This window comes from Sphingomonas sp. (assembly GCF_029239295.1).
Lineage (GTDB): Bacteria > Pseudomonadota > Alphaproteobacteria > Sphingomonadales > Sphingomonadaceae > Sphingomonas.
Genome location: NZ_JAQZBC010000013.1, coordinates 1 through 23,441, shown reverse-complemented (window position 1 = coordinate 23,441; position 23,441 = coordinate 1). Strand labels below are relative to the sequence as shown.

22 protein-coding genes and 1 pseudogene are annotated in these 23,441 nt (G+C 65.3%); 14 read left to right on the top strand and 9 right to left on the bottom strand.

Going from position 1 to position 23,441, the window contains the following annotated elements; all coding sequences use genetic code 11:
• The first annotated feature begins 119 nt into the window (after positions 1-119).
• On the top strand, positions 120-1,865 hold the full coding sequence (locus K0S66_RS12700; protein WP_301075812.1) for a HAMP domain-containing sensor histidine kinase: 1,746 nt from the start codon (positions 120-122) through the stop codon (positions 1,863-1,865).
• Positions 1,862-2,887: a WalW protein gene (locus K0S66_RS12695; RefSeq protein WP_301075811.1), complete on the top strand. Its 1,026-nt coding sequence runs from the start codon at positions 1,862-1,864 to the stop codon at positions 2,885-2,887. The genes K0S66_RS12700 and K0S66_RS12695 overlap by 4 nt, the downstream gene beginning before the upstream one ends.
• Before the next feature lie 30 nt (positions 2,888-2,917).
• Here K0S66_RS12695 and K0S66_RS12690 read toward each other — a convergent pair whose 3' ends face one another.
• Positions 2,918-3,337 carry a hypothetical protein gene (locus K0S66_RS12690; RefSeq protein ID WP_301075810.1) on the bottom strand — a complete coding sequence of 140 codons (420 nt, stop codon included), beginning with the start codon at positions 3,335-3,337 and terminating at the stop codon, positions 2,918-2,920.
• On the opposite strand from K0S66_RS12690, the gene K0S66_RS12685 reads away from it, so the two are divergent.
• From K0S66_RS12685 to K0S66_RS12660, 6 genes are all read left to right on the top strand, one after another.
• Entirely contained in the window at positions 3,327-3,830 is a 504-nt protein-coding gene (locus K0S66_RS12685) for an IS5 family transposase (RefSeq protein WP_301075809.1), read from the top strand. The genes K0S66_RS12690 and K0S66_RS12685 overlap by 11 nt on opposite strands.
• 183 nt (positions 3,831-4,013) lie before the next feature.
• Positions 4,014-4,499: a copper chaperone PCu(A)C gene (locus tag K0S66_RS12680; protein WP_301075808.1), complete on the top strand. Its 486-nt coding sequence runs from the start codon at positions 4,014-4,016 to the stop codon at positions 4,497-4,499.
• Complete coding sequence (locus K0S66_RS12675) at positions 4,499-5,089, top strand: SCO family protein (protein WP_301075882.1); 591 nt, start codon at positions 4,499-4,501, stop codon at positions 5,087-5,089. The genes K0S66_RS12680 and K0S66_RS12675 overlap by 1 nt, the downstream gene beginning before the upstream one ends.
• Positions 5,082-5,615: a copper uptake system-associated protein gene (locus tag K0S66_RS12670; protein WP_301075807.1), complete on the top strand. Its 534-nt coding sequence runs from the start codon at positions 5,082-5,084 to the stop codon at positions 5,613-5,615. The genes K0S66_RS12675 and K0S66_RS12670 overlap by 8 nt, the downstream gene beginning before the upstream one ends.
• A 205-nt stretch (positions 5,616-5,820) precedes the next feature.
• Positions 5,821-5,994 (top strand): DUF465 domain-containing protein, encoded by a 174-nt coding sequence (locus tag K0S66_RS12665; protein ID WP_301075806.1) that lies wholly within the window; start codon positions 5,821-5,823, stop codon positions 5,992-5,994.
• Between the two features lie 98 nt (positions 5,995-6,092).
• Positions 6,093-6,536: a hypothetical protein gene (locus K0S66_RS12660; protein WP_301075805.1), complete on the top strand. Its 444-nt coding sequence runs from the start codon at positions 6,093-6,095 to the stop codon at positions 6,534-6,536.
• Positions 6,537-6,710: 174 nt separating this feature from the next.
• Here K0S66_RS12660 and K0S66_RS12655 read toward each other — a convergent pair whose 3' ends face one another.
• Genes K0S66_RS12655 through K0S66_RS12645 form a run of 3 tightly spaced genes read right to left on the bottom strand, consistent with a single transcriptional unit; the run spans position 6,711 to position 10,908 of the window.
• Positions 6,711-8,087, bottom strand: coding sequence for an efflux transporter outer membrane subunit (locus K0S66_RS12655; protein WP_301075804.1), 1,377 nt, complete (start codon positions 8,085-8,087; stop codon positions 6,711-6,713).
• The gene (locus K0S66_RS12650) at positions 8,084-9,244 is read right to left on the bottom strand and encodes an HlyD family secretion protein (protein ID WP_301075803.1); all 1,161 of its coding nucleotides are present in this window, start codon (positions 9,242-9,244) and stop codon (positions 8,084-8,086) included. The genes K0S66_RS12655 and K0S66_RS12650 overlap by 4 nt, the downstream gene beginning before the upstream one ends.
• Positions 9,241-10,908 carry an MFS transporter gene (locus K0S66_RS12645; RefSeq protein ID WP_301075802.1) on the bottom strand — a complete coding sequence of 556 codons (1,668 nt, stop codon included), beginning with the start codon at positions 10,906-10,908 and terminating at the stop codon, positions 9,241-9,243. Before K0S66_RS12645 ends, K0S66_RS12650 begins: the two co-directional genes overlap by 4 nt.
• Positions 10,909-11,194: 286 nt before the next feature.
• Between K0S66_RS12645 and K0S66_RS12640 the strand changes: the two genes are divergently transcribed.
• Positions 11,195-12,001: a TlpA disulfide reductase family protein gene (locus K0S66_RS12640; RefSeq protein ID WP_301075801.1), complete on the top strand. Its 807-nt coding sequence runs from the start codon at positions 11,195-11,197 to the stop codon at positions 11,999-12,001.
• A complete protein-coding gene (locus K0S66_RS12635) occupies positions 11,998-12,645 on the top strand; it encodes a DsbA family protein (protein WP_301075799.1) in 648 nt (215 codons plus the stop codon). Before K0S66_RS12640 ends, K0S66_RS12635 begins: the two co-directional genes overlap by 4 nt.
• Positions 12,646-12,672: 27 nt before the next feature.
• Here the strand turns inward: K0S66_RS12635 and K0S66_RS12630 are convergent, their stop codons facing one another.
• Positions 12,673-14,427 carry a TadE/TadG family type IV pilus assembly protein gene (locus tag K0S66_RS12630; protein ID WP_301075798.1) on the bottom strand — a complete coding sequence of 585 codons (1,755 nt, stop codon included), beginning with the start codon at positions 14,425-14,427 and terminating at the stop codon, positions 12,673-12,675.
• Between the two features lie 203 nt (positions 14,428-14,630).
• Here K0S66_RS12630 and K0S66_RS12625 point away from each other — a divergent pair, with 203 nt between their 5' ends.
• A complete protein-coding gene (locus K0S66_RS12625) occupies positions 14,631-15,125 on the top strand; it encodes a nucleoside deaminase (protein WP_301075797.1) in 495 nt (164 codons plus the stop codon).
• A gap of 46 nt (positions 15,126-15,171) precedes the next feature.
• On the opposite strand, the gene K0S66_RS12620 is transcribed toward K0S66_RS12625, so the two are convergent.
• A complete protein-coding gene (locus tag K0S66_RS12620; protein ID WP_301075796.1) occupies positions 15,172-16,926 on the bottom strand; it encodes an SLC13 family permease in 1,755 nt (584 codons plus the stop codon).
• On the opposite strand from K0S66_RS12620, the gene K0S66_RS12615 reads away from it, so the two are divergent.
• Together K0S66_RS12615 and K0S66_RS12610 are read left to right on the top strand one after the other, a co-directional pair.
• A complete protein-coding gene (locus K0S66_RS12615; protein WP_301075795.1) occupies positions 16,910-17,152 on the top strand; it encodes a hypothetical protein in 243 nt (80 codons plus the stop codon). The two genes, K0S66_RS12620 and K0S66_RS12615, sit on opposite strands and share 17 nt — an antisense overlap.
• Positions 17,149-17,763 carry a glutathione S-transferase family protein gene (locus K0S66_RS12610; RefSeq protein WP_301075793.1) on the top strand — a complete coding sequence of 205 codons (615 nt, stop codon included), beginning with the start codon at positions 17,149-17,151 and terminating at the stop codon, positions 17,761-17,763. Before K0S66_RS12615 ends, K0S66_RS12610 begins: the two co-directional genes overlap by 4 nt.
• A 343-nt stretch (positions 17,764-18,106) precedes the next feature.
• Here K0S66_RS12610 and K0S66_RS12605 read toward each other — a convergent pair whose 3' ends face one another.
• Positions 18,107-19,309 (bottom strand): GGDEF domain-containing protein, encoded by a 1,203-nt coding sequence (locus tag K0S66_RS12605; protein WP_301075792.1) that lies wholly within the window; start codon positions 19,307-19,309, stop codon positions 18,107-18,109.
• Positions 19,310-19,973: 664 nt separating this feature from the next.
• The gene (locus K0S66_RS12600) at positions 19,974-20,228 is read right to left on the bottom strand and encodes a PilZ domain-containing protein (protein WP_301075881.1); all 255 of its coding nucleotides are present in this window, start codon (positions 20,226-20,228) and stop codon (positions 19,974-19,976) included.
• A 436-nt stretch (positions 20,229-20,664) separates the two neighbouring features.
• Here K0S66_RS12600 and K0S66_RS12590 point away from each other — a divergent pair.
• Positions 20,665-21,741, top strand: a pseudogene (locus K0S66_RS12590) (IS5 family transposase); the annotation flags it as partial.
• 410 nt (positions 21,742-22,151) lie between these two features.
• Here K0S66_RS12590 and K0S66_RS12585 read toward each other — a convergent pair.
• A complete protein-coding gene (locus K0S66_RS12585; protein ID WP_301075791.1) occupies positions 22,152-23,300 on the bottom strand; it encodes a histidine kinase dimerization/phosphoacceptor domain -containing protein in 1,149 nt (382 codons plus the stop codon).
• Positions 23,301-23,441 lie beyond the last annotated feature (141 nt).

Sequence of the window (23,441 nt, the reverse complement as noted above, 5' to 3'; positions counted from 1 at the left end):
ATCAAGAACATGCCCGGTCCTATAGTTTAGTTGCGCGAGAACGCAATTGTCTCACCGTGTGACAAGTGTGTGATTCTGTTGCTTGCGATCGCTGACACGTAGGGTAGGAGCGGGATGACGTGGCGAAGGGTCGCCGCGGTAAAACGGGGCAGTTCGTGCGGTTCGACGATAGTCTAAAGACTGTGTTGGCTGCGGATTCCTCCACCGCCTTTGGCGCGCAGGCGACGTTCCGCCAGCTGACCGACCTCATTGCGCGGGGGCGCGTCCAGCCCGATACGGAGACGATCGGCCGCTTGCGGGCATTGCGCGGGCATGTTCCGGCCGCCGTGCGCGCAGCATCGGCCCGCAGCCTTGCGCTGGGCCACCCACCGGTCGAACTGGTATCCTTCTTCGCCGGCGATACGCCCGAGATCGCCTCTGCCGCCCTGCGCGCGGCGCGGCTTTCGGCGAGCGAATGGATGACGATGGTGCCGCAGCTGGGGCCAGTCGGACGGGCGGTGCTGCGCCGGCGCGACGATCTGGCGCCCGACGTGGTCCGCGCGCTGGAGGCGTTCGGATCGACTGATTTCGTGCTGGGCTATGATGGCGCGCCGTTCACGGCGGCGGGCGAACTGAGCGCGGCGCCTGCCGATGTTTCCCCTGCCGACGATGACGTGGTCGCCGAGCTGAGCGTGATCGTGTCGAGCGATGCGCCGCAACCGGCTGCGCCGGATTTAGCGCCAGCGCCGCAGCCGCGTGACACGGGCGGGTTCGAGATCGCCGAACTGGTCGATCGGATCGCCAGCTTCCAGCGGGCACGGGGGCCGGCCGCGCCGCCGCCGCGGCTGCGCGTGGTCGATACCTTCCGCTTCGAGACCGGCGCCGATGGAACCGTGACATGGACCGACGCGATGCCGCGCGGGGCGCTGATCGGCCTTTCGCTGACGGCACCGGCCAGCGGCACGGCGCAGGTGGACGACGTGGTAAGCAGCGCGATCCGAACGCGGACCAGCTTCACCGACGCGCGGCTGACGCTGGACGGTGCGGCGGCGCTCGCCGGTGAGTGGCGGCTGTCTGCAACGCCGCTGTTCGACGCGGCGACGGCACGCTTTTGCGGCTATCGCGGCAGCGCGCGGCGCCCGCGCCGTGACGAGCGCGCACCACGCAGCGTGGAGGAGGGCAATGCCGAGGGGCTGCGCCGCCTAGTGCATGAACTGCGCACGCCGACCAACGCGATCGCCGGCTTTTCCGAGCTGATCGAAGCGCAGCTGCTTGGTCCCGTGGCGCCTGTCTATCGCGAGCGCGCCGCGGCCATCCGCAGCCTGGCGGCGGATCTGATCGCGGCGATCGAGGATCTCGACCTGGCGGCCCGGATCGAGGGGGATGCGCTGCAGCTGCGCCCCGCGGTGATGGCGCTGGCGCCGGTGCTGGGGCGTATCGCGGAGGAGGTGCGATCGCTGGCGACGATGCGCGGCTGCACGCTGACCATCGCGCCACTGGACGCGGCGCTGGCGGTGGGAAGCGACGATCGCGCGCTGGAGCGGCTGTTCGGCCGTCTGATCGGCACGATCGTGTCGGCGGCGCAGCCGGGCGAAACCATCACCGTCACGGCAGGCTCATCGGGACTGGACACCGCGCTGGTATCGATCGCGCTCCCGCGGGCGCTGGCCGATCTGACGGAAGAGGAATTGTTTGCGCTGGACGCCGAGCGCGAGGCCGAACTGCCGGGCGCGCCGCTGCTCGGTACCGGATTTGCCCTTCGGCTGGTGCGCAATCTGTCGGCGAGCCTTGGCGGGCAGATGCTGATTATGCCCGGACGGGTCGTGGTGTCGCTGCCGGCGACGGTTGCCGAGACGCTGGGGCAGGCGGCAACCAGCGGCGGGTGACGACGGGCGGTTCGCAAGGCTGGCGGGTTCCGCCGCCGCCGCCGTCGGATCGGATCGCGTGGCCAGCGGCGTTGGGCCGCCGCTTCATCATCTTCGTCGACACTGAAGAGGAGTTCGACTGGTCGGCGCCGTTTACGCGGGACGCGACCGCGGTGGAGGCAATTGCCGCACTGCCTGCGATGCATCGCCGGTTCGCCGACCATGGTGTCGCGCCCTGCTACCTTTGTGACTATCCGGTAGCCACCAGCCCCGCCGCGGTGGACACGCTGCGCAGCCTGACGGCGTATGGCGCGGCGTCGTTCGGCGCGCAGCTGCACCCATGGGTCAATCCGCCGCATGACGAGACGCCGTCGGCCTGGTCATCCTTCGTCGGGAACCTCGACCCCGGCTTGGCGGCGGCGAAGATCGACCGACTGACCGATGCGATTGCCGAGGCGTTTGGCGCCGCACCGTTGGCGTTCCGCGCCGGGCGCTACGGACTTGGGCGGGCGACAGCGGCATTGCTGGCGGCGCGCGGCTACCGCGTCGACACCTCGATGCGCGCGCTGCACGATTACAGCGCGGTCGGCGGCCCCGATTACAGCGCAATCGGGGCGGCGGCGTTTCGGCTGGAAGGCGAGCTGATCGAGGTGCCGCTGACGAGCCGCTACATCGGCGCGCTTCGACAAGGCGGCGCGCGGCTGCATCGGCTGGCGGGGAGGGTGCCGCGCGGCCGCGGCGTGCTGGCGCGATCGGGACTGTTGTCGCGCGTGCCGTTGACGCCCGAGGGCGTGTCGTTCGCCGAAGCGGCGGCCGCTGTGCGCGAGGCCGTCGCGGCAGGCGAGCGGCTGCTGACATTTTCCTTCCATTCGCCGAGCCTGGTGCCGGGCAACACGCCCTATGTTCGTGACGCGGCCGACCTGGCGCGGTTCCACTGCTGGTGGGAGAATATGCTGCGGCTGCTGGACCAGATGAACGTGCGGCCGATTGGCCTCGGCGAGTTGATCCGCGAAGCCGATGCGGCGCGCCGCGGCGTCGACTAGGCCGTGAACCCATAAACGGGTGAAGGGCGGTTAGGGTTGGTCAGCCTGTAAGTACCAGATGAAGCACACGCGGTCGCGAACATCACCGCCGGCGGCTTCGTACGCCTGAAAGGGAGCGGCGAACGCTTTCCGACCCTCTTCAATGAAGTCGTAGCGCCGGCTGATGTCCGCCATCTTGTGTCTGGCAGCGGAAGCGGCGAGTGCAACGCGCTCGGTCCAGGTCAAGTCCTTTGGCTCATCGGCCAGCGCATCGACCTCTACCCAGTAGCATTCGCATGTGCCTTCCGGCATAGAGAACTGTAGCTGTCCGCCGATGTTGAGGAGACCTGCTTTCTCCGCTTCATCGATCACCAACGGTATTTCTTCAGGTCGCCAGCCCCATTCGTTACCGCTGCGGCAAGCGGCAGATCGCATAAGTTCCGGAAGCATCATCTCGGGCGTGTCGCTCATAAAGAGATCTATATTCGCGCCACCAGCAGGCCGCGACGGGAAAAAGGGGGGTGCAGATCATTGTCTCGGTCGATCACGCGGCGGGCTCACGACCAAGATCCACGTCGTCGTCGACGCGCAAGGGCTCCCGATCAGGCTCGGTCTGACCGCAGGCCAGACGCATGACGGGCAGATCGCCGATACGCTGCTTGACCACCTCGGCCCGCGCACCGTCGTGCTGGCCGACAAGGCCTACGACGCCGATCGCATCCGCGAGTTGATCCAGAACCAGGGTGCCACGCATAACATCCCGCCGAAGAGCAATCGACGTTGGAAACCATGCTTCAGCAAGCGCCTCTACCGCGAGCGCAACCTCATCGAGCGGTTCTTCTCCAAGCTGAAGCACTTCCGCCGCGTCGCCACCCGCTATGACAAGCTCGCCGCCAACTTCCTGGCCATGGTCCAGCTTGCCTCAATGCGCCTGTGGCTCCGGACTTATGAGTCTACAGCCTAGCACTCGCTCGACAGCCGCGGTCTGGGACAGAATGTCCAAGTGACCCACGGCCACCGGCCCGGTACCGGACAAGGTAATAGCGACCAGCGACGCGCCATGCCCGCCGCTGTCCTCATGCTGGTGCCGGTGGGGAGGCGGGTTGCCAAGCGAGCGGCGCTACGCCCGTTCGCTCAAGGAGTGACGATGAGCCATCGATATGCGCTGCCCCTGATCATGATCGGAACGAGCCTGTCCGCGCCGGTGGCGGCGCAGGATGTTCGCAAGGGTGCGATCACCGTGTCGCAGCCATGGTCCCGCGCCACCGCGGCGCGCGCGACGGTGGGCGCGGGTTATGCGCAGATCCGCAATGGTGGCACGGTGGCTGACCGGCTGGTCGGCGTATCATCGCCGCGCGCCGCCCGCGTTGAGCTGCACACGATGACGGTGGAGAATGGCATCATGCGCATGCGCCCGCTGACCAGCGGCATCACGCTGGCGCCAGGCGCGACGGTGCCGCTGGCACCAGGGGGCAATCACATCATGTTCATGGGGCTGACGGCGCCGCTGAAGAAGGGCGACCGCTTTCCCGCGACGCTGCGCTTCGCGCGCGCGGGTGAGGTCAAGGTGATCTTCACGGTCGGCACGGCGGGGGCCGGCGCGCCCGAGAAGCATCATGGAGGGCATCAGTGATGCGCCGGGGGACATTGGCCACGATCGCGCTGGCGCTTGCGCTGGGCACGGCGGCCTGTTCGGGTAGCCCGGCCGTCAAGGCGGATGAGGCGGCAGGCGCGGCGCAGAACGCTCCCGGTGGCGCGTTTCGCCTGACCGATACCAATGGCAAGGTGGTCACGGAACAGACGCTCAAGGGCAAGCCCTATGCGATCTTCTTCGGCTTCACCCGCTGCCCGGATATCTGCCCGACGTCGATGAGCCGGATGGCGCTGCTGCACAAGAAGCTGGGCGCCGACGGGGACAAGATGAACATCGTCTTCGTCTCGGTCGATCCGGAGCATGACAAGCGTGAGGATATTGCCAGTTTCCTGTCGATGTTCGACGCGCCGGTCATCGGCCTGACCGGTGAGCCGGCCGAACTGAAGCGCATCGAGGAAGCGTATAAGATCTATGTCGAGCGCGTGCCGCTCCCCAACGGCGATTATACGATCGACCACACGGCGCGCATCCTGCTGTTCGATCGTAACGGCGATTTTGCCACGACGATGGATGCGGCCGAGCCGGAGGACCGGGCGCTGACCCGGCTGCGGAATCTGATCCGTGCTTAGGTGGTTGCTGCCGGCGCTCGCGCTCCTGCTGGCAGGGTGCGGGATCACCAATCCCGTGGTCGAGGAGCGGCGCGTGCGCGAGGCAACCGAGGCGCATTTCGGCAGCCAGCTGGCGCCGATCGACGTCGGGCCGATCGTGGTGAGCGGCAACCATGCACTGGCCGATTGGACGCAGGGCGACTTCGGCGGCCGGGCGTTGTTCGAAATGGGTGATTATGGCTGGCAGCTGCTGCTGTGCAGCGGCGATTCGATGCGCAACGCCAGCAATCTGAAGCGTGCCGGCGTGCCCGATTTCAACGCCACTTATATCGCGCAGGAACTGGCCAAGGCGGAAATGTCGGTGCCGCCGGAACGGCTGTCGCGCATGAAGCGGTTCGTCGGCACGGCGGCCGACCATGAGGAATATCTACGCTCGCTCGGCGACGCAGCGGAGGGCGCCGGACAGGGGCAAAATTCGGTCGCGCCAGGTGCCGCAGCGACGGGAGGCGAGGGGGCAACCGCGCGTCAAAATTGGCCGAAAAGCTGACGTTTGTGCAATAAAATGTAATGTTTGAAGTGGTTGATATTTTGCCCCCGGCCTCTAATTTCAACTGTGCGGACCGGGCCCCTCTGGCGCCCGTCTCAGGACGGACGTGATGTCGGACCGCATCGGGTTAGCTCGATGTAGGCCTGAGTCTGCCTTCTCACATCATCGCTGATCCGATCGTTCAATCATTGATTGGAGAGAGGCGTTGAGTTTCCTTCGTTATAATTTGACCCGGCTGCATGCGCGCCTGGACGAGCAGATCCGTACCGAATTGAAGCGGCGCGTGCCGGACTCGTTCCGCCTGCTGCGTTTGAAGCGCCTTCGGCTGCAGGTGAAGGATCGACTTCACGCCATGGTCCGGCAACCACAGGCGATCTGATCCGCCTTTCCCTGCCCCATTGAGCAGCGGCGGCGGCGCTCCTCCGAGCGCCTTCAGCCCCATTCAGCGGCCGCTTCTCCCCAGTTTCAGGAATGACCATGACCATTTTCGCAATTTTGGCCGCTGCAGCAGCAGCGACGAGCGGCGCCGCACCGGCAAGCCACACCCTTTCCGTCCAGCATTCGTCGGGCGCCGTGCAGGCGGAATATCGCGGCGACATCAAGATCCAGCAGAAGCAGGTGGGCGCCGTGGCGCCGCCGGGCCGCCCGTCCTCGCTGCGCTGCGTGTGGTCGGCTAGCATGGAAGTGAACCGTACCGCCACGGGCGCTGGCGGGGTGCTTGCCTCGCGCAGCTTTGTCGAGAGCAACGTTGCCAATGGCAGCCGGGCGGGGTGGTGCAACGCCAGCCGCGACGCGATCCAGCAGGATGTGGCGAAGCAGGTGGGCGACCCGGCGCCATTCCTGGCCAAGGCAGCCGAGGCGGATCGCCCGGCGCTGATGGCTGATCTCGACCGTCTGGCCGCTACCCAGTCGGCCAGCTGACACCAGTTCCCTGAGCGGCGCGCGCCAGCCCCCTCCCCGGACGCGCCGCTCTGCCACGGGCCCTCGCCCTCTGAGATCACCCTGCCGGTCGTGCCGTTCTCCCTTGCGGTGCGGTGACGGTGGCGCTCAGGGGGCGGGATGGGCCAATTCTCGTCGTGCTTGGGCGCGGCCCGGTCAGTCGCCCGGCTGATTGACCGACCAGCCGCCGCCCATCGCCTGGTATAGCGCGACCACGCTGTTGATCTGATCGGCGCGCAGCTGAACCAGCGTCAGATCGACGTTGAGCAAGGCGCGCTGCGCATCCAGCTGTTCCAGATAGGCGGCATAGCCCGCACGATAGCGATTGGTGGCGTGGCGAAGGGCCTCTGCCGTGGCGGTCCGCTGCGCCTCCAGCTCGCGCCGCTGTGCTGCGAGGCGATCGACGGCGGCCAGATTATCCTCGACCTCGCGGAAGGCAGTGAGCGCGGTGCGTTGATAGGCGAACGCCGCCTGATTGCGCCGCGCCGCCGCGCCCTCGACATTGGCGCGCAGCCGCCCGCCCTGAAACAGCGGCGCCAGAATGCTGGCACCGATCGACCAGATCGACACCGGATCAGCGAGCGCGGTCGACAGCGTCAGTCCGGCCGAGCCGGTGAGGCGCAGCGAGGGCAGGAACTGCGCGCGCGCCGCTGCCAGCGATGCGTCGGTCGCGGCGAGGGTGTATTCCGCCTGCGCAATGTCGGGGCGGCGTCGTAACAGATCGGATGGAAGGCCGGCGGGCACCGGCGGCGGGGTCAGCGCGGACAGCGGTCGCCCGCGCGGAATGGCACGTGGTGTGACGCCGGTCAGCGTGCTCAGCGCATTTTCCTGCCGGGTGATCGCCAGCTGTACCTGCGGGAGGATCTGTGTGGTGGCGCGATACTCCGCCTCTGCCTGACGCAGCTCCAATTGCGAGGTGTAGCCCACGTCCGCGCGCGACTTGGCGAAGCGCAGCGCCTCTGCGCGCGAGGCGATGGTCGCCTCCACCACCGCGCGGCGGGCGTCGAGTGCGCGTAGCGTGATGTAGCCGCTGGCGGTTGCTGCGGTCACCGAGAGAAGCGCGGCGTCGCGCGCGGCGGCGCTGGCGGCGGTGGACTGGCGCGCGGCCTCTACCTGATTACCGATCCGGCCGAACAGATCGACCTCATAGGCGGCCTGGAACAGCGGCTGGACGCCGGTATTCTCCGCGGCAACGCCCAGCGGATTGAGCGCGCGCGCCTCCGTGACGCCGACCCCGGCGTCGAGCGCGGGGAACAGCTGCGCCCGGGCCAGCCGCTCGCTGGCGCGCGCTTCCTGCACGCGCGCAGCGGCAATCGCGACGTCGGGGTTGTTGGCGCGCGCCTGTTCGACGAGCGAGTCCAGCACCGGATCACCGAAGCGCCGCCACCAGTCAGCGTTCAGCGCATCGTCGGCGGGAAGCGTCGTGCGCCATTGCAGCGGCGCGGTGACGCTGGCCGAGCCGGGCGGCGGCGGGTTGGGGGCCGCGCAGCCGGCGAGCACCAGGATGAGGGCGAGCGTCGACGCGGGCTTCATCGAGCCACCGGCGCGGGCGCGCCGCGCGTATCAACCCGCGCCTCCACCGACATGCCCGGGCTGAGCCGTGGGTAGAGCGGATCACGCTGGTCAACCGCGATCCTGACGGTCAGCCGCTGCGGCACCTTCACGAAATTGCCGGTCGCATTGTCGGGCCTGATGACCGAGAATTCGCTGCCCGCCGCTGGCGACAGCCGCTCCACACGGCCGCGGATCTCGGCGCCACCCAGGGCATCGACACGTAGCACGGCGGGCTGCCCCGGGAAGATGCGCGCGGTCTGCGCCTCCTTGAAATTGGCCGATACCCAGACCGTCGGGGGCACCAGGAACATCAATTGCGTGCCGGCGGTGACATATTGGCCGAGCCGGACGCTCACCTCGCCCAGCTTGCCCGCCTGGGGGGCGCGGATGACGGTATTGGCCAGATCGATCTCGGCCAGCCGTAGCGCGGCTTGGGCATTCGCCACCGCTGCCTCCAGCCCGCCGCGGCCAACGGTGACGGAGCGCACCTCCTGCTCACCGATGGTGCGCTGGGCTTCCGCCTGGCGCACCGCTGCTGCCGCCTGCGCCAGCGCGGCGCGGGTCTGATCCTGTTCGCGCAAGGAGACCGAGCCCTGCGCCACCAGATCGTCCACGCGGCGCATGTCGGCCTGTGCTCGGGCGAGCTGTGCGCGTGCGCCAGCGATTGCGGCATCCTGCCCGCCGACGGCGGCCCGGCGCGAGCGTTCGCTCTGCTGCGAATTGGCAAGGTTGGCGCGCTGCGTCTGGAGGTTGGCGCGCGCCTGTTCGACGCGCTGGCGGTAGATGCGATCATCGATGCGGGCGAGCACCTGACCCGCCTTCACCGTATCGAAATCCCGCACCAGTACCTCGACGACATAGCCGTTCACTTGCGGCGCGATAACGGTAGTCTGGCCGCGAACGTACGCATTGTCGGTAGTCTGGAGGCTGCGGCGGAAGGGCGGCAGATCCCATGCCCAAAGCGCGATCAGCGCGCCGGCGATGACCAGTGCGACGAAGAACAGCGTCGACAGCAGCCCGCCGCGCGGCGGGGCCCAGCCGCGCCCACGATCGGGCACCGGCGTTGCGGCTTCGACCGGATCTTCCAGCCGCTCCTCGGCCGCCGGGTGATCAGCGCGCGATCGTGTCTCGCTCATTGGGTCGCACGCTCACGCATCTTCTGCATCGCCGCTAATTCCTCCGCCAACGGATTGATCCCGTGCATCTTCAACCACACCCAACGGCCGCCGAGCCATAGCACCACCACCAGGGCCAGAATGCCAACCCCGGTGAAGACATCGTTGAAGGCGAGAATGTTCGCCTCTCGCGTTACCTGCTGGCTGAACAGCACCGCACCCTCCGCCTGACGCAGCATCGCGTCGCCCTCCACCCGGGCATAAGCGCCGCCGAGCTGCTGCAGCCGCTGCGTGACCAGCGGGTCGCCGGCGGTGAGGGTGTGAACGATCTCCTGCGAATGCAGCCGTTCGCGCATGACCTGGATCGTGCCGAGAACCGCCGTTCCGGCGAGGCCGCCGACCGTTTGCGCAATGCCGAACACCGCCGAGAAGCTGACAATATGGCTGGGGCCCTTGGAGATCGCGCGAAGGATGCCGACCATCGTCACCGGCCCCATCCAGAACAGCGCGGCAAAACCGAGCAGCCCCTGGCTCAGGTAGAAATTGCCCGGCCGGGTGAGGTTCGTCGCATCCGAATCCATGAAAGCAACGACCGCGATGATCATTGCCGAGGCGACCACCTGCCACAGCAGGTCCTTGGGATTGAGGAACAGCACCCCCGCCGCCAGCCCTGCCACCGATCCCGCCAAGATGATGACGTTGAGCGTCACGAGCTGGTCATTGCCCATGCCGAGCGCCGTCAGCAGCCCGGTCGACCCATAGGTCTGCTCCGACAGGAGAACGCGGATCGCGGCGACGATGACGATGAAGCGCAAGACGTTGCGCGTGCGCATCCAGCGGGTGTTGAGCAGCGGGTTTGCCCGATTGTGCTCGATCAGCATCGCGGCGCCGATCAGGACAATGGCCGCCGCGGTCGCATAGCCGAGCCAGGCCGTGCTCCACCACACGATGCGGCCCTGCACCAGCACGCCGCACAGCAGCGCCATGCCCGGCGCGAACAATGCAAAGGTCAAGAAGTCGAGCTTTTCAAAGGCCGGGAAGCGCTCGCTTGGCGGCAGCCGCAGCAGCGCGACCGCACCGAGACACAGCAGCGTCAGCCCCAGTTCAAACACGAACAGATTCTGGATGTTGCCGTCAGCGAGCAGGAAGGGGGAGATGATCCGGGCGAGCGGCAGCCCCAGCTGCGCCAGGCCGAAACCGATGATCATGCCCGACAGCCGGGCCGGAGCGGGCATCGCCTGCATGATGTAGAAGAAGCAAAGGGTCGTCAGGCCGCTGCCCACGATCCCTGCCGCGGCGCGTGTCAACAGCTCGACCCCATAGCTGTGGACGAATACCTGAAGGACGGTGACCGCGAGGAAGCCGGTCAGGAACACGCGATTGAAGCGCTGCAGGCCGAATTGCTGACGGAATTTGATCAGCAGCATGCTCATGCACACGCTGGTCATCGAATAGATCGCGCTGAGCCATCCGCCCTCGACCGGGCTCAACCCGAGCGAGCCCTGAATCTGCGGAAGGTTCGCCAGCAGCAGCCCGTTGCTGAGCCCGCCGGTCAGGCCAAGCAGAATGCCGATCGCGAAATAGGCGATGCGCCGCCCCATCGGATGATCCGGCGTAGCCGGCGATCCGGGCAGAAAGGGCCGCTCGTGCGGCTTGAACTCATAAGGCAGCGGTGGGGAGGGCATGTATCGGCGGACCGAACCAACAAAGCTTTGGTTCCAAGCTTTGTTTCTGAAGTGTAGCGAAATGCTGCCATGCAGCGAAAATATCGGGCGTTCAAGGGATTATGTTGCAGCGCACAAAAACGCTCGGTTTCCTGATCGGTGCCGATGGCGGCGCGAGCTTAGCGGACGCGCCGGCGCAGTGTGGTTGATCTGCGAGGCGGTGCGCCATAGTCGGGCAGACGACGCGGCGAGCATGCCGCGGCACCATTTGGCGTTTGGGCACGCCCTGTATCAGTGAGGCGACCGGATGGACGGGACATGGTCGATCGGGCCGTTGATGATCGCGGCCGATCGCGCGCTGGCCGTTGCCGCGATGTGGATATTCCTGGCGATAGGCATGCTGATCGCGCGCCGCACGAAAGCGCCGGCCGAACGCGCCGCCGGCGTGGCACTGTTGGCTGGCGTGGTTGCGGCGCGGCTAGGCTTTGTGGCGCAGCACTTTTCCGCCTTTCGGGCTGAGCCCTGGTCGATAATCGCGATCTGGCAGGGCGGCTTTGCGCCGACGATCGGGGTGGCCGGTGCGGCGACCGCCGTGCTGGTGGTGCTGGGGCGCCAGCGCGCGACGGCGCTGCTGCTAGGCGCGCTGGTCGTGCTGTCGCTGGGCCATGCGGGGCTGACAGCAGCATTCGCGCCCGAGCCCCGGCCGCTGCCGCGCGGGCTGACCGTCTATAACCTAGGCGGCGCGCCCGTGGCGATCGATACGATGCGGGGAAAGCCCTTCGTGCTCAACCTGTGGGCGACGTGGTGCGGCCCGTGCCGGCGCGAGATGCCGATGATCATCGACGTGGCCCGGCAGTCGAATATCCCCGTTCTGCTGATCAACCAGCGCGAGGATCGCGCCGCCGTGCGCCGCTTCCTGACGAGCGAGGGGCTGGGGGGCGACGCGATTGCACTGGACCCCGGGGGCCATGTCGCCGTGGCAACGACGGCGGGCGGCTATCCCACCACATTGTTCGTCGATTCGGCGGGCAGAATCGTCCATCGCCATACCGGCGAGATCTCGCGCGCCAGCCTGATGGCGGCGATCAACGATCTGGAAGGAAGTACGCCGTGAACGCCCGTTATTCCGTGATGCTGGCGATTGCTGCCGCGGCACTGGTCACCGCACCGGGCGCCTTGGCGCAGGCCGTGGACCGGACGCCGCGCGCGCCCGCCAGTGGCGCGGCGCTTCATCGCCAGATCCAGAACGATCCGGTCCTCCCGACGATCGCCCCGGCCGGCGCGGACGTGACGCTGGTTTTATTCTCCGACTATCAGTGCCCCTATTGCCGCAAGGTCCACCCGACGATCGAGCAGCTGCGCCGCGAAGATCCCAAGATCCGGGTGGTCTATCGCGACTGGCCGATCTTCGGCGCGATCTCACGCGAAGCGGCGCGCGCCGCGATCGCGGTCAATTATCAGGGGCGGCACACCGCGTTCAACAATGCGCTGATGCAGACGCAGGGCCGGATCACGAGCCAGTCGATCCGCGTCGCGGCGGATCGGGCAGGGGTGAATTGGGCGCGGTTGCAGGCGGACCTGGCGGCGCATGGCGATGCCATCGACGCCGCCATCGCGCGGACCGGCCGCTTTGCGGCGACCATCGGGCTGGCCGGCACCCCGGCGCTGCTGATCGGCCGCTATCTGCTGCCCGGGGCGGCGGACCTGGCGACCATGCGCGAGGCGGTGGCCGCCGCGCGGGCCGGCGCCACCGACTGACGGCAATGAGGGCGCCGGTGGCAGCCCTTATTCGCTGAGCCGCAACGAGCCGATCTTGGAGCCGATCTCCTCAAACTTCGCGATCAACGCCGCATTGGTCGACAGACTAGCCGCCTGACCGGGCTTCGACGCGCACCGCTCCATGTCTGTCGTCAATTTGGTCGCAAAGGCGATGACCCACACGTCGATGCCCTTCGACTTGGCGGCATTGCAGGCCATCCGAAACCGCTGAAGGTGGCGGCGGGTCAGATTGGTGTTGTTGTTGCCGGCATTGGCCAGGACCCGCCGGTCGAGCGTTTCGATGCCGTAAGCGGAATAAACGGTTGTCGTCGGCGCCATTTCGCCATCGGTCATGAAGATCATGTACTTCTTGACGGAGAAACCGCGGATCTTCTCCGGATTGTCCGGGTCGTTGATGTCGTTTGTCTCGGGTGTGGACGAGCGAAATATTCCGGTCCCCGAGATGAGGCGGGCGCCCCAGATCACGCCCAGATCGTGATAGGTATTACCCTGGGCGCGCAGTCCGTTCACATAGTCGACGAAGCTCGCCCTGTTCTGGTGATAGTTGCGCAGCCGCCGAGCCTCGGTCGGGCAGGGCGCGTCGGGTTGCTGGTTGTTCCCCCGCCACGCGATGTCACCCCACATCGGCTTCCACCGCGTAGCGTCGGAATTGGGGATCATGTCGATGTCGAGATCATAGGCATCCAGCGGCGCGGCGGTCGCATTGCCCCCGTCGATCGCGGTCGCATTCGTCTGACGTTCCTCAATGCACCCATTCCAAATCGAGGTTTTGATGTACGGCCGGTCGTCATTGGGGGCGTTGGTGCCGATGATCGGCCAGATGGGGACCGGATTGGTTGCTCCGGTCGCGGCGAGGTTGCTCGCCAGATGGGCGCGAACATCGAGCGTGCGCCGTTCGTAGGTGTATCCGCTCGGCAGCGATTTGGTCTGGCCGATGACCTGGCAATTGTTGCCGGTCAGCCACCATCCGCCCATGAACCCGGTATAGCCATTCTTGCTAGCCAGTTGATCGTTATAGGCCTGTTCGCACGCAGACTTGCCGTTGAAGATTGCTCTGGCATCGATCCAGTTCGGTGTTCGTGACCGATAGGTCGCTGAATCCACCAGCCAATCCGGGTTCTTCTGGTAAAGGAGCCGACCGACGTTGACCGAGCTGTTGTAATTGACGAAGCCATAGCGAAGACGAAGGTTGTTTTCGTACAACTGGGTCTGCGCTGGTTCGAGCGTATCGTAGAGGCTAATCGCCGCAGTGCGCAGTGCCCCGATCTTGGAATTAGACGCCTCAATGCCGCCGCAGTCGCCAGATCCGCCCGGTGCGCAATTCATCGAGCCCGACAGATCGAAGACGAGCATGATGTCGGTGTTGATGAAATCCTGCGTCGCGGCGCATTCCGCATGGACCGGCAGCGTGTCGAAGCCGAACATCTTCATCAACGTCGTCGGCACCGTCGTCTCGGTGGCGATCTTCAGCGTGCCCGCCGTCGGCACGGTCATGGTGAGCGTGTAGGGCGCGGACTTGAACGCGCCCTGAGGGAAGTTGAACGCGAAATAGCGGGCTGCCTCTTCGCGAGCGGCCTCAGTTACCGCCAGCCCGCTGAGCAGGCGCCGGCCGGCGAGTGAGCCGGCGTCGCATGCCTGGCGGAAGCGGTTCTGCGCCATATACGCACGGGTCATGTCGATGCCGGAGCCGACCATGGCGATGATCGGGATCATCGCCGCGGCCATGATCGCAAGCACGTTGCCGCCGCGGTCGTCCCGCAAGCGCCCGAATATCGTTGTCTTCGCCTTGTGCCCCACCATGCCCCCGATCGATGCCCCATGCGACGCGATGCCGCAGAAAGGTCCGGGCCGGCATAATCGCGACTGGTTAACAGTTCGGGCAATGCCGCAGCGGGCGACGCCTGCTCATTCTGTCGGGCGGCGATCCGGCACGTGATGCGTTGGCACGGTCGAAGGGATTGCTGATGCGCAAGGATGACGACGAACGATGGATGCGGATGGCGCTGGACGTGGCCCGATCGAAGGGGTCGCATCCCTCCACCTCACCGCTGGGCTGCGTGATCGTGCTGGATGGCAAGGTGATCGCGGCAGAGCGCAACCAGACGCATGAGTTGCCCGACGCGACCGCCCATGCAGAAATGATGGCGATCAGGCGCGCCTGCGAGGGGACCGGTGAACTCGAGTTGCGCGGCGCGACGCTTTATTCGACGCTGCAGCCGTGCGGGATGTGCACCATGGCATCGATCTGGTCGAAAGTCAGACGGGTCGTGTTCGGCGCTGGCCGCGAGGACGTTCACCCGATGTATTTCGAGGCGAAGCACGTCGACACGCTGGCATTCATCGCCGACGCCTATCGCGACGACATCGAGATCGAAGGGGGCTGTCTCGCGGGGGAGTGCGCAACGCTTTACTATGGCCCCGACGCCGAGCTTCCGAAGGAGGAGCAGGCCAATCTGTGACGGCGCGCGAGGCGCTTGGCACCCAGCGACGCATAGGTCGCGATGATCAGGACAGCGGCCAGAAGAACAGGATGAGCGGGGTGCCGAGCACCAGCACCAACAGCGACAATGGCGCGCCCAGCCGGGCATAGTCCGCGAAATGATATCCGCCTGGACCCAGGACCAGCGTGTTGCACTGGTGACCGATCGGCGTGAGGAAGTCACAACCGGCGCCGACGGCGGTGGCCATCAGGAACGCTTCCGGCCGATAGCCAAGGTCGCCGGCGAATTGCGCCGCGATCGGCGCCATCACGAGCACCGTGGCGGCATTGTTCAGGAACGGCGTCACCGCCATCGCCGCCGCGAGAATGAGCGCGACCGCGCCCCAGGCGGGCAGGGTAGTGGCGACCTGCGCCAGGCCGGTGGCAATCACCTCCGACGCGCCGGTGGTCCGCAGCGAATCCGATACCGGGATCAGCGCGCCGAGCATGATCAGGATCGGCCATTCGACATGATCATAGGCCTCTCTCGGGCTGATCGCGCCGGTCACCATGACGAGGCCTGCGGCGGCGAAGAAGGCGACCGCGACCGGAACCCAGCCCATCGCGGTCAGGAACATCGCGGCGGCAAGGATGATGATCGGCAGCCAGGTCGCGCGGCGTGATCCCAGACGCAGCTCGCGTTCTGCCAGCGGCAGGCAGCCGAGCTGGCGCAGCTTTTCGGGCATGGTGTCCAGCGGGCCTTGCAGGACGACGACGTCGCCGGCCTGAAGCACGGTGTTGGCTAGCCGGCGCGACAGTCGTTCGCCGCGCCGCGAGATCGCGACCAGATTGACCCCGAACATGTGCTGCAGGTTCAGCCGCCCGGCGGTCTGCCCCTCCAGCGTGGAGCCCATGTTGACCACCGCCTCGATCACGCCGACCTCGCCCGACGTGTTGCCTTTCTCCTTGTCGCGCTGTTCCTGCGCCGCATCGCGCCCTTCGCCCTCATAGGCGAGCCGATCGCTGGCGATCGCGCGTTCAAGCGCGTCAGGCGCGCCGCTGAGGATCAGCGTGTCGCCTTCCTGCAGCGTCATGCCGGGGCCGGGCGCGCTACGCATACCGGCGCGCAGCATCTGGGTGAGGATGATCTCGCCCTCGTGGCGATCAAGGAAAGCCTGCACTGTCTCGCCGATCGCGGGCGACCCCTCGGGCAGCTCGACCTCAGTCACATAGCCGGTGATATCCAGCGCCTCGCCCATCGTCGGCGCAGCGCGGCGATCGCGCGGAATGAGGCGGTAGGCGAAGCGCAGATACACCAGCCCCATTAGGAACAGCCCAAGCCCGACCGGGGTATAATCGAACATGCCGAACGGATGCCCGGTCATCTGTTCGCGTACGCGGCTGACGATGATGTTGGGCGACGTGCCGACCAGCGTCATCAACCCGCCCAGCAGCGCGGCAAAGGACATCGGCATCAGGAAGACGGAAGGGCTGGTGTCATTGCGCTTCGCCATCTGGAACGACGCGGGCATCAGCATCGCGAGCGCGCCGATATTTTTCACCAGCGCGCTCGCGATGCCGACCGAGCCGGTGAGCACCAGCAATTGCGAGCGCACCCGGGTCACCCGGCGGCTCAGCTTGCGAAGCGCGCGTTCGAGAATGCCGGAGCGTTGCACCGCGGCCGAGATCACCAACGCGGAGCCGACGATTATCACGATGTCGTCCGAGAAACCCTTGAAGGCGTCCTCAGGCTTTACGATCCCGACCAGCAACGCCGCCAGCAGGGCAATGATGGCAGTGACGTCGTAGCGGAAGCGCCCCCAGATGAAGAGCACCATCATGCCCAGGAGCATAGCGATCGAAAGGCTCTGGGGCAGTGTCATGGCGCTGACCGGAAATGCGCGAGCGTCGCTTTATGTCCCTCTCATCACGGCGATATTCACCAAGGCTGCCGCGCGGCCGCTGAAGGTGGCGGGGCGGGCAGAGATTAACGTGGCGGTGACGCCGGATGAGGGATCGCACAACGGCTTTTGTTTTGCCGGGCCATGCGTCAGGATGCCGCCATGAAACTGTACAGCGCGCCATCGCCGGCCCCCAATCCCCGCCGTGTCCGCATGGCAGCGGCCGAGAAGGGCGTGTCCCTCGACGAGGTGCTGCTGGACCTCAGGCGCGGGGAGCATAAGGCGCCCGAGCATCTCGCACGCAATCCGCTGGGGCAGGTGCCGGTGCTGGAACTGGACGACGGGACCACCATTTCCGAAACGGTCTCGATCTGCCGCTATCTCGACGCCCTGCATCCGCAGCCGCCGCTGTTCGGGCAGGCGCCGCTGGAGCAGGCACTGGTCGACATGTGGATCCGCCGGATCGAGATCCAGTTCGGCGAGCCTACCAAGATGTTCTGGCGCCACGCTCATCCGGCGACCGCGGCGCTGCTGACCCAGTATCAGGATTATGGCGCGTCGAATCGCGAGCTGTTGGGGCGATCAATGGCGTGGTTAGATCGCGAGTTGGCCGACGGGCGTGCCTTCATCATGGGGGACGATTATTCGATGGCGGATATCGCAGCGGTCACGATCATCGATTTCGCCGCGCTGATCGGGATGGAGCCGATGGCGGAGTGGGAGAATGTGGCAGCCTGGCACGGTCGCGTTGCCGGACGGGCGAGCTACAGCGCCTGATTTCCCGCGGTGGACGTGGCTGGCGCCGATCAGGTCGGCGGAAGCTATTCAGCTGCGACTGGCGGGGCAGGCGAACAGATGACCGTCGTCGAGGCGGAAGAGTTCAACGCTGATGAACGGATGGTGGGGAGGACGGGAGTCCCGACCGCTAAATCTCACCTGCTAAGCTGTCGAAATTGCGCGACATTGCTACCCCATTATTCGCGAGTTGCACAGCAAGGGGTACGGGAGGGGGTACAATCAGGCAAGTTCCTCGGTCCTGTCCTGTTGCATCCATGGCTTGCCGGCGGTGACTGTCCGGCGCCAATGCCGTTTCACTGCCGCACGGTGCCGGTTGCCATGATCAGTCCAGGAGAAGTTGCTGCGCGTCGTTCGCCGATGCCCCGCATTCTGCGGTTTGCAGGGTGCCGCGATAACGCCGGCCAACCCCTTTTCCTTCGCCCTTTGCGGTATACAGGGCGTCGTCAGCTCGCAGGCGTAGCTCGGCCGCGCTCGCCGCATCCTCCGGAAGGCAAGCGAAGCCTATGCTTGCACCCACCCGAACAGCGAGTTCCCCGACGCGGTACGGGTCATGAGAGATGGTTTCAACCAGCCGATCGACGAGGGGTGCGACATGTTCGGGCGTCATATCCCGGACGATTGCCATGAACTCGTCACCACCCATGCGCGCGAGCAGATCCTCTGCTCGCAGCTCCCGTCCCAGCCGCTCTGCCACCATTGTCAGCAATACGTCGCCGGCACCGTGACCGTGTCTGTCATTCACTTGCTTGAACCCGTCGAGATCAATGCTGAGCAGCGCCATCTGTCGCTCGCCCGTTGGCGTAATCTGGCTGAGCGCGCGATCCATGCCGTGGCGGTTCAGAATACCAGTCAACGAATCATGCTCCGCCAAGTGCAGCGCCTTGGCCTCGGCTTCGAGCGTCAGAACAATAGAGTGGCCGAACGAACGAATGATCTGCATGGCGCCGATCAGAAAGGGCGGAGTCAGCACGACGATGACGGCAAGCCAAGGTTCGCCCGATGCCACCGCTCCGGCCACAAACGGCAGATCACACAGCAGCACCAGCAAGAAGGCGAACCGCGGTGCAGCGTAATTGCGCGCGCAGATCGGACCCAGGATAGCCATTGTCAGTGTGGCTGATAGGACACAAAGTACAAGGTCGCCGGACGACATCATGACGAACGCCATGGCGCCTTGGAGCACGCACCATAGCACCGACAACGTGACGGACGGGCCTATACTGGGCACATATTCGGGATCGCTCCGCACCCGCGACGAGCGTGATCGCCACTCAGCCAATCGCGCGCCCACCAGCAAAACCTCGAGGGCACAAAATCCGGCGTAAACCGGGTCGCCACTGCGGAGGAGCGCTGCCCCGGCGACGATCAGCGAACAAAATGAAGCCATAAGGGCTGCAGGAATTGAGCTGAGCAGTTCCCCGAGAAGAAAGGCGCGGCCGTTTGAGGCAACGCTGCCCGCGGGGTCAAAAAGCCAACGCGCGGTCGTTGCCGTCGGTCCCAGCTTTGCGTGAATAGAAACGTTCACTTCCCTGCGCCTGCAATGCAAAGTTGTTTTTTACATCATAAAAAACTACCGAATGCTTAAGCTATGGGCTTTTTCATTAATGGTGTGAGCCCTTTTCGTCAGTGCATGTGAGAATCGTCTGGTATGATCGGCCTTTTTCCCGTAATCTTTATTGTGGCCTGTTATGTCTCCTGTTTTTCGTTCTAACCCAGGAGCCGGCGTTATCGACTTCGGTTATGAAATCTTCGTAGGTGTTAAGCAGTACTCGCGCGGCAAACTGCGCGTGTAAGGTGATGGCCAAGCTAAGGTTTGACTTTCCAAGCGCGCCGACAGTGCGTCGTCGCCCAGTCTCCTGAGCATGAGAGGTGCCGATAAGACGCAGGGCCGATCTGCGGTCAATCACCGGTGATTGCTACGGCGGCGAGATGCAGCCAGTTCTCAGCCATCAGGAACAACGCCGCATTGCTACTATCGCGATCACGCACAGCCTTCCCGAGCACTCGAGCGTGCTGGCCAAGGTAGGGGTGGGAAGATGCCCCCGTCACAGATCGCACAACATTCGTCGAAGTGGTTGACGGGCTCTTTGGATATGTCGCCGCTTAGATGTTGCCAAGAATTCCGTCGAAAGGTTGTAAAGTTCCGCCGTCTGAGAGTCGCAGCGCCGGCACAGCCGCGCAGTAACGCGCTAAATCTCGATGTCGGTTAGCTGGGCAACAACCCTCGGTGCCATGGGCACCGCAAAATGAACGCCGATCACGCCATTTTTTGACCATGCCACCCAACCCTGCGCATTGATAGACGAGGTGAAGCTCACCTCTACATACGAGCCGGCCAAGATCTTGATCGGCACGGATACGCGGCATCCTGCCTCAGATACATCCGTGGCTCGCGCCTCGCAATCCAATACTGTGGGGCCACGCAAGGTCACGCTATGCAGCATGGGCCGGCGATGCGGTACGCGCTCATCTGTCATCAATTTCTCACGCTAGCGAGGACATGTCTGCGTATCTAACAGCGTCGAATGTTCAAACAATTAAACGCCGCTGACGCAATGTTCGGGTAACAGTAGGTGACCGGCCGGCTAAAGCAACAGGTCGGCGTGCGAACTCGCGCATTCAAGGTAACCGGTAAAGGTGAAAGTGAGCCGATCGTGTCGAATACTCGGCCCGACGGAAGCGACGATCCTGTCGGCCGTGCACAGAATAGACGTGTCGAAGTGGTCATACCCCGCGGGGGCGGCGAACCCGAACTCGTCGGCAACTACTGTCCTCAACGCTTTGATGACGTTTTCCTCTAGCAGGCTGTTGAAGAAGTCGGTGGCGCGAGCGTTTGGGACGTGATTCACTTGTTGGCGGTGATCCTCGAGCGAGGGTGGGATGCGGGGCACGGACAAGCGGTCGGGCGAGCTGTTTTCGTACGTGGACCTGGAGCGGCGGGTCCGGTGCGATCACCCGCTTCGGGCGATCCGGACGGTGGTGAGCGGAGCGCTCGACGCGCTGTCGAGCGAGTTTGCGGCGCTGTATTCGGGCATGGGGCGGCCGTCGATCGCGCCCGAGATGCTGCTGCGGGCGATGCTGCTCCAAGCCTTCTACTCGGTGCGCTCGGAGCGGCAGCTGATGGAGCGGCTGGAGTTCGACCTGCTGTTCCGCTGGTTCTTCGGCCTCGGGGTGGACGAGCCAGTGTGGGACCACTCGACCTTTTCCAAGAACCGCGACCGGCTGCTCGACGGCGACATCGCTGCGCGGTTCCTGTCCGCGATCCTGGCGCAGCCCCGTGTCCGGCGGCGGCTGTCGAACGATCATTTCAGCGTCGACGGGACGCTCATCGAAGTCTGGGCCAGCATGAAGAGCTTCCACCCGCGGGACGAGCAAGACCGTTCGGAGGGCGGCGATCGCGGCGACGGCGGGCGCAACCCGACCGTCGACTTCCGCCGAGAAGCGTTCCAACGCCACGCACGCCAGCACCACCGATCCTGATGCGATGCTCTACCGCAAGGGCTCGGGCATGGAGGCGAAGCTCTGCTTCATCGGCTACGGCCTCATGGAGAACCGGTCGGGTCTGCTCGTCGATGCCCGGCTCACGCGCGTCTCCGGTCATGCCGAGCGCCTTGCCGCGCTGGAGATGATCGAGCCCCATGCCGTCCGGCCCCGCGGCATCACGCTGGGTGCCGACCGCGGCTACGACGCCGCCGACTTCGTCGAGGAGCTGCGTACACTGCACGTCCGACCGCACGTCGCCCAGAACGTCAGCCGCAGACGTTCGGCGATCGATCTCCGCACCACTCGCCACGCCGTCTAGGTCGCCAGCCTGCGCGTCCGCGAGCGGATCGAGGAGGCGTTCGGCTGGATCAAGTGCGACGAACCAAGCTCCGCGACCTCCAGAAGGTCGACTGGTCGTTCACCTTCGCGGCGGCCGCCTATAACCTGATCCGGTTGCCCAAGCTGCTCGGAGCGACCGCATCAGCGGCTCGCCCGCACCCGATGCTCGCCGTCTCCCTCGCCCCGCCCGGGGTCGCCGCCCAGAGCCGCCGTGTACGCAAGATCGCTGGGCCGAATACGACCGCCGAAAGCCGTAGCCCGCAGCCTTCCGCGCCCTCTCGGCTACTTCTTCAACAGCCTGCTAGCGGGTAGCGCGCTCGTGCTTCTAATATCAACCGAAGCGACTTTGCACTTTCATGCTGAAACCCGCCTTGTCTGCGAAGCGGGCCAAATCATTTTGAGGCAGCGGTACGGCAGCGGTCTGGACCGGCTGCGGCCAGGCAGCTTGTGGGACAAAAGCGCGAAAAGTGGACGCAATTGGATCGAGCGTGGAGCGGCGTGTTGGACCCTTAGCGGCGAGTCGGTTTTGCTCGTCTCTGGGGCGGTCAGGCGGCAGGGTTCTCGAAGGTGATCCGTACCGCGACGCCCGCGCCTCCCTCTATCGCGATGTCGCCGCGGAGCTGGTTCACTAGTGAGCGGACGAGGCCGAAACCAAGCGAACCTTCCCGAAGTTGGCGCATACCTACCCCGTCATCTCGAACTAAAAGTTCTATTCTCCCGCCCCCGGCCTGTTGGGCCTGCGCGAGGATGGCCCCGCTCCAGCCCTCGGGAAAGGCATGCTTCAGAGCATTCGTGATCAGTTCGGTGAGGATGATCCCAACCGGAAAAGCCGTGTCGGGATCCAGCAATATTCCAGTGTCGGCCTCCGCGCGGACTCGGATGCGGGCGCGGTCTGCAATACCGCCAAGTGCGTCGCACAGCTGCACCAGATAGGTGGCGAGGTCCACACGTTGACTCGTCTCAGACTTGCTCAGCAAGTCGTGAACCTTGGCCATCGCGTGCAGTCGCTCATGGGCAGCTTTGAATTGCGCCCGTACCGCCGGATCTGGCTGTCGCCTCGCTTGTACCGCGAGCAGACTGTCGGCCACCGCAAGGCTGTTCTTTGCCCGGTGGTTCACTTCTACCATCAGAAGGTCGCGCTGGGCCACCAGCTTCGTAAGTTCTGCGTTTGCAGCCTGCAGCTCGGCGGTACGGGCGGCGACGCGGTCTTCGAGCTCCGCTGTCAGTATCCGCAGATTTTCCTCTGCTTCCCAACGCTGCGTGGTGTCCAGGTAGGAGAGGAAATGGCTAATTACGGTGCCCTGACCATCTTCCACCGGGCTCGCGAACAGCATGGCGCGAAAAGCGCAGCCATCCTTGCGATACTGGACGATCTCCAGCGTGGCATCGACGCGATCGTGCATTGCTTGCGTATATTGCTTGATCGCCTCCGGATCGGTGCCCGCCCCGTTCATGAAGTGCGGGTTCTGGCCGAGCAGCTCGTCCAGTGAGTAGCCGCTCAGTTCCAGGAAGGCCGGATTGGCAAAGGTGATGGGGTGTCCAGGGAGGGTAGCGTCGGCAACCAACATCGGCATGCGGGTTCGCCGGACCGCCTCTACAAACAAGCCTCCTTGCTGCTCGAATGCATCGACGTGCTGCTCCGCACGCGTGCGCGCGACCGTGTCCGGCATGCCGGGCTGAAACTCGTTTTCCATGTTCTGAAGAGCGTCCTCGTCGATCCAACCGTGGCCCTAGCTGTTTGATCCCACGATTTGATGGTGCGATCCTTTCGTTGGAATGGAAGGAAGCCGTATGGGACAGGTTCGTCATGGGTGCGCCACGACCACGCACGCCGT

Excerpts from the sequence above, each read along its gene's own strand:
- K0S66_RS12655 (WP_301075804.1), bottom strand. The coding sequence starts at position 8,087 with ATGAAGCCCGCGTCGACGCTCGCCCTCATCCTGGTGCTCGCCGGCTGC.
- K0S66_RS12600 (WP_301075881.1), bottom strand. The coding sequence starts at position 20,228 with ATGCTGCATAGCGTGACCTTGCGTGGCCCCACAGTATTGGATTGCGAG.
- K0S66_RS12640 (WP_301075801.1), top strand. The coding sequence starts at position 11,195 with ATGGACGGGACATGGTCGATCGGGCCGTTGATGATCGCGGCCGATCGC.
- K0S66_RS12615 (WP_301075795.1), top strand. The coding sequence starts at position 16,910 with ATGAAGAGCACCATCATGCCCAGGAGCATAGCGATCGAAAGGCTCTGG.
- K0S66_RS12645 (WP_301075802.1), bottom strand. The coding sequence starts at position 10,908 with ATGCCCTCCCCACCGCTGCCTTATGAGTTCAAGCCGCACGAGCGGCCC.
- K0S66_RS12660 (WP_301075805.1), top strand. The coding sequence starts at position 6,093 with ATGACCATTTTCGCAATTTTGGCCGCTGCAGCAGCAGCGACGAGCGGC.
- K0S66_RS12680 (WP_301075808.1), top strand. The coding sequence starts at position 4,014 with ATGAGCCATCGATATGCGCTGCCCCTGATCATGATCGGAACGAGCCTG.
- K0S66_RS12690 (WP_301075810.1), bottom strand. The coding sequence starts at position 3,337 with ATGAGCGACACGCCCGAGATGATGCTTCCGGAACTTATGCGATCTGCC.
- K0S66_RS12620 (WP_301075796.1), bottom strand. The coding sequence starts at position 16,926 with ATGATGGTGCTCTTCATCTGGGGGCGCTTCCGCTACGACGTCACTGCC.
- K0S66_RS12585 (WP_301075791.1), bottom strand. The coding sequence starts at position 23,300 with ATGGAAAACGAGTTTCAGCCCGGCATGCCGGACACGGTCGCGCGCACG.
- K0S66_RS12625 (WP_301075797.1), top strand. The coding sequence starts at position 14,631 with ATGCGCAAGGATGACGACGAACGATGGATGCGGATGGCGCTGGACGTG.
- K0S66_RS12650 (WP_301075803.1), bottom strand. The coding sequence starts at position 9,244 with ATGAGCGAGACACGATCGCGCGCTGATCACCCGGCGGCCGAGGAGCGG.
- K0S66_RS12610 (WP_301075793.1), top strand. The coding sequence starts at position 17,149 with ATGAAACTGTACAGCGCGCCATCGCCGGCCCCCAATCCCCGCCGTGTC.
- K0S66_RS12675 (WP_301075882.1), top strand. The coding sequence starts at position 4,499 with ATGCGCCGGGGGACATTGGCCACGATCGCGCTGGCGCTTGCGCTGGGC.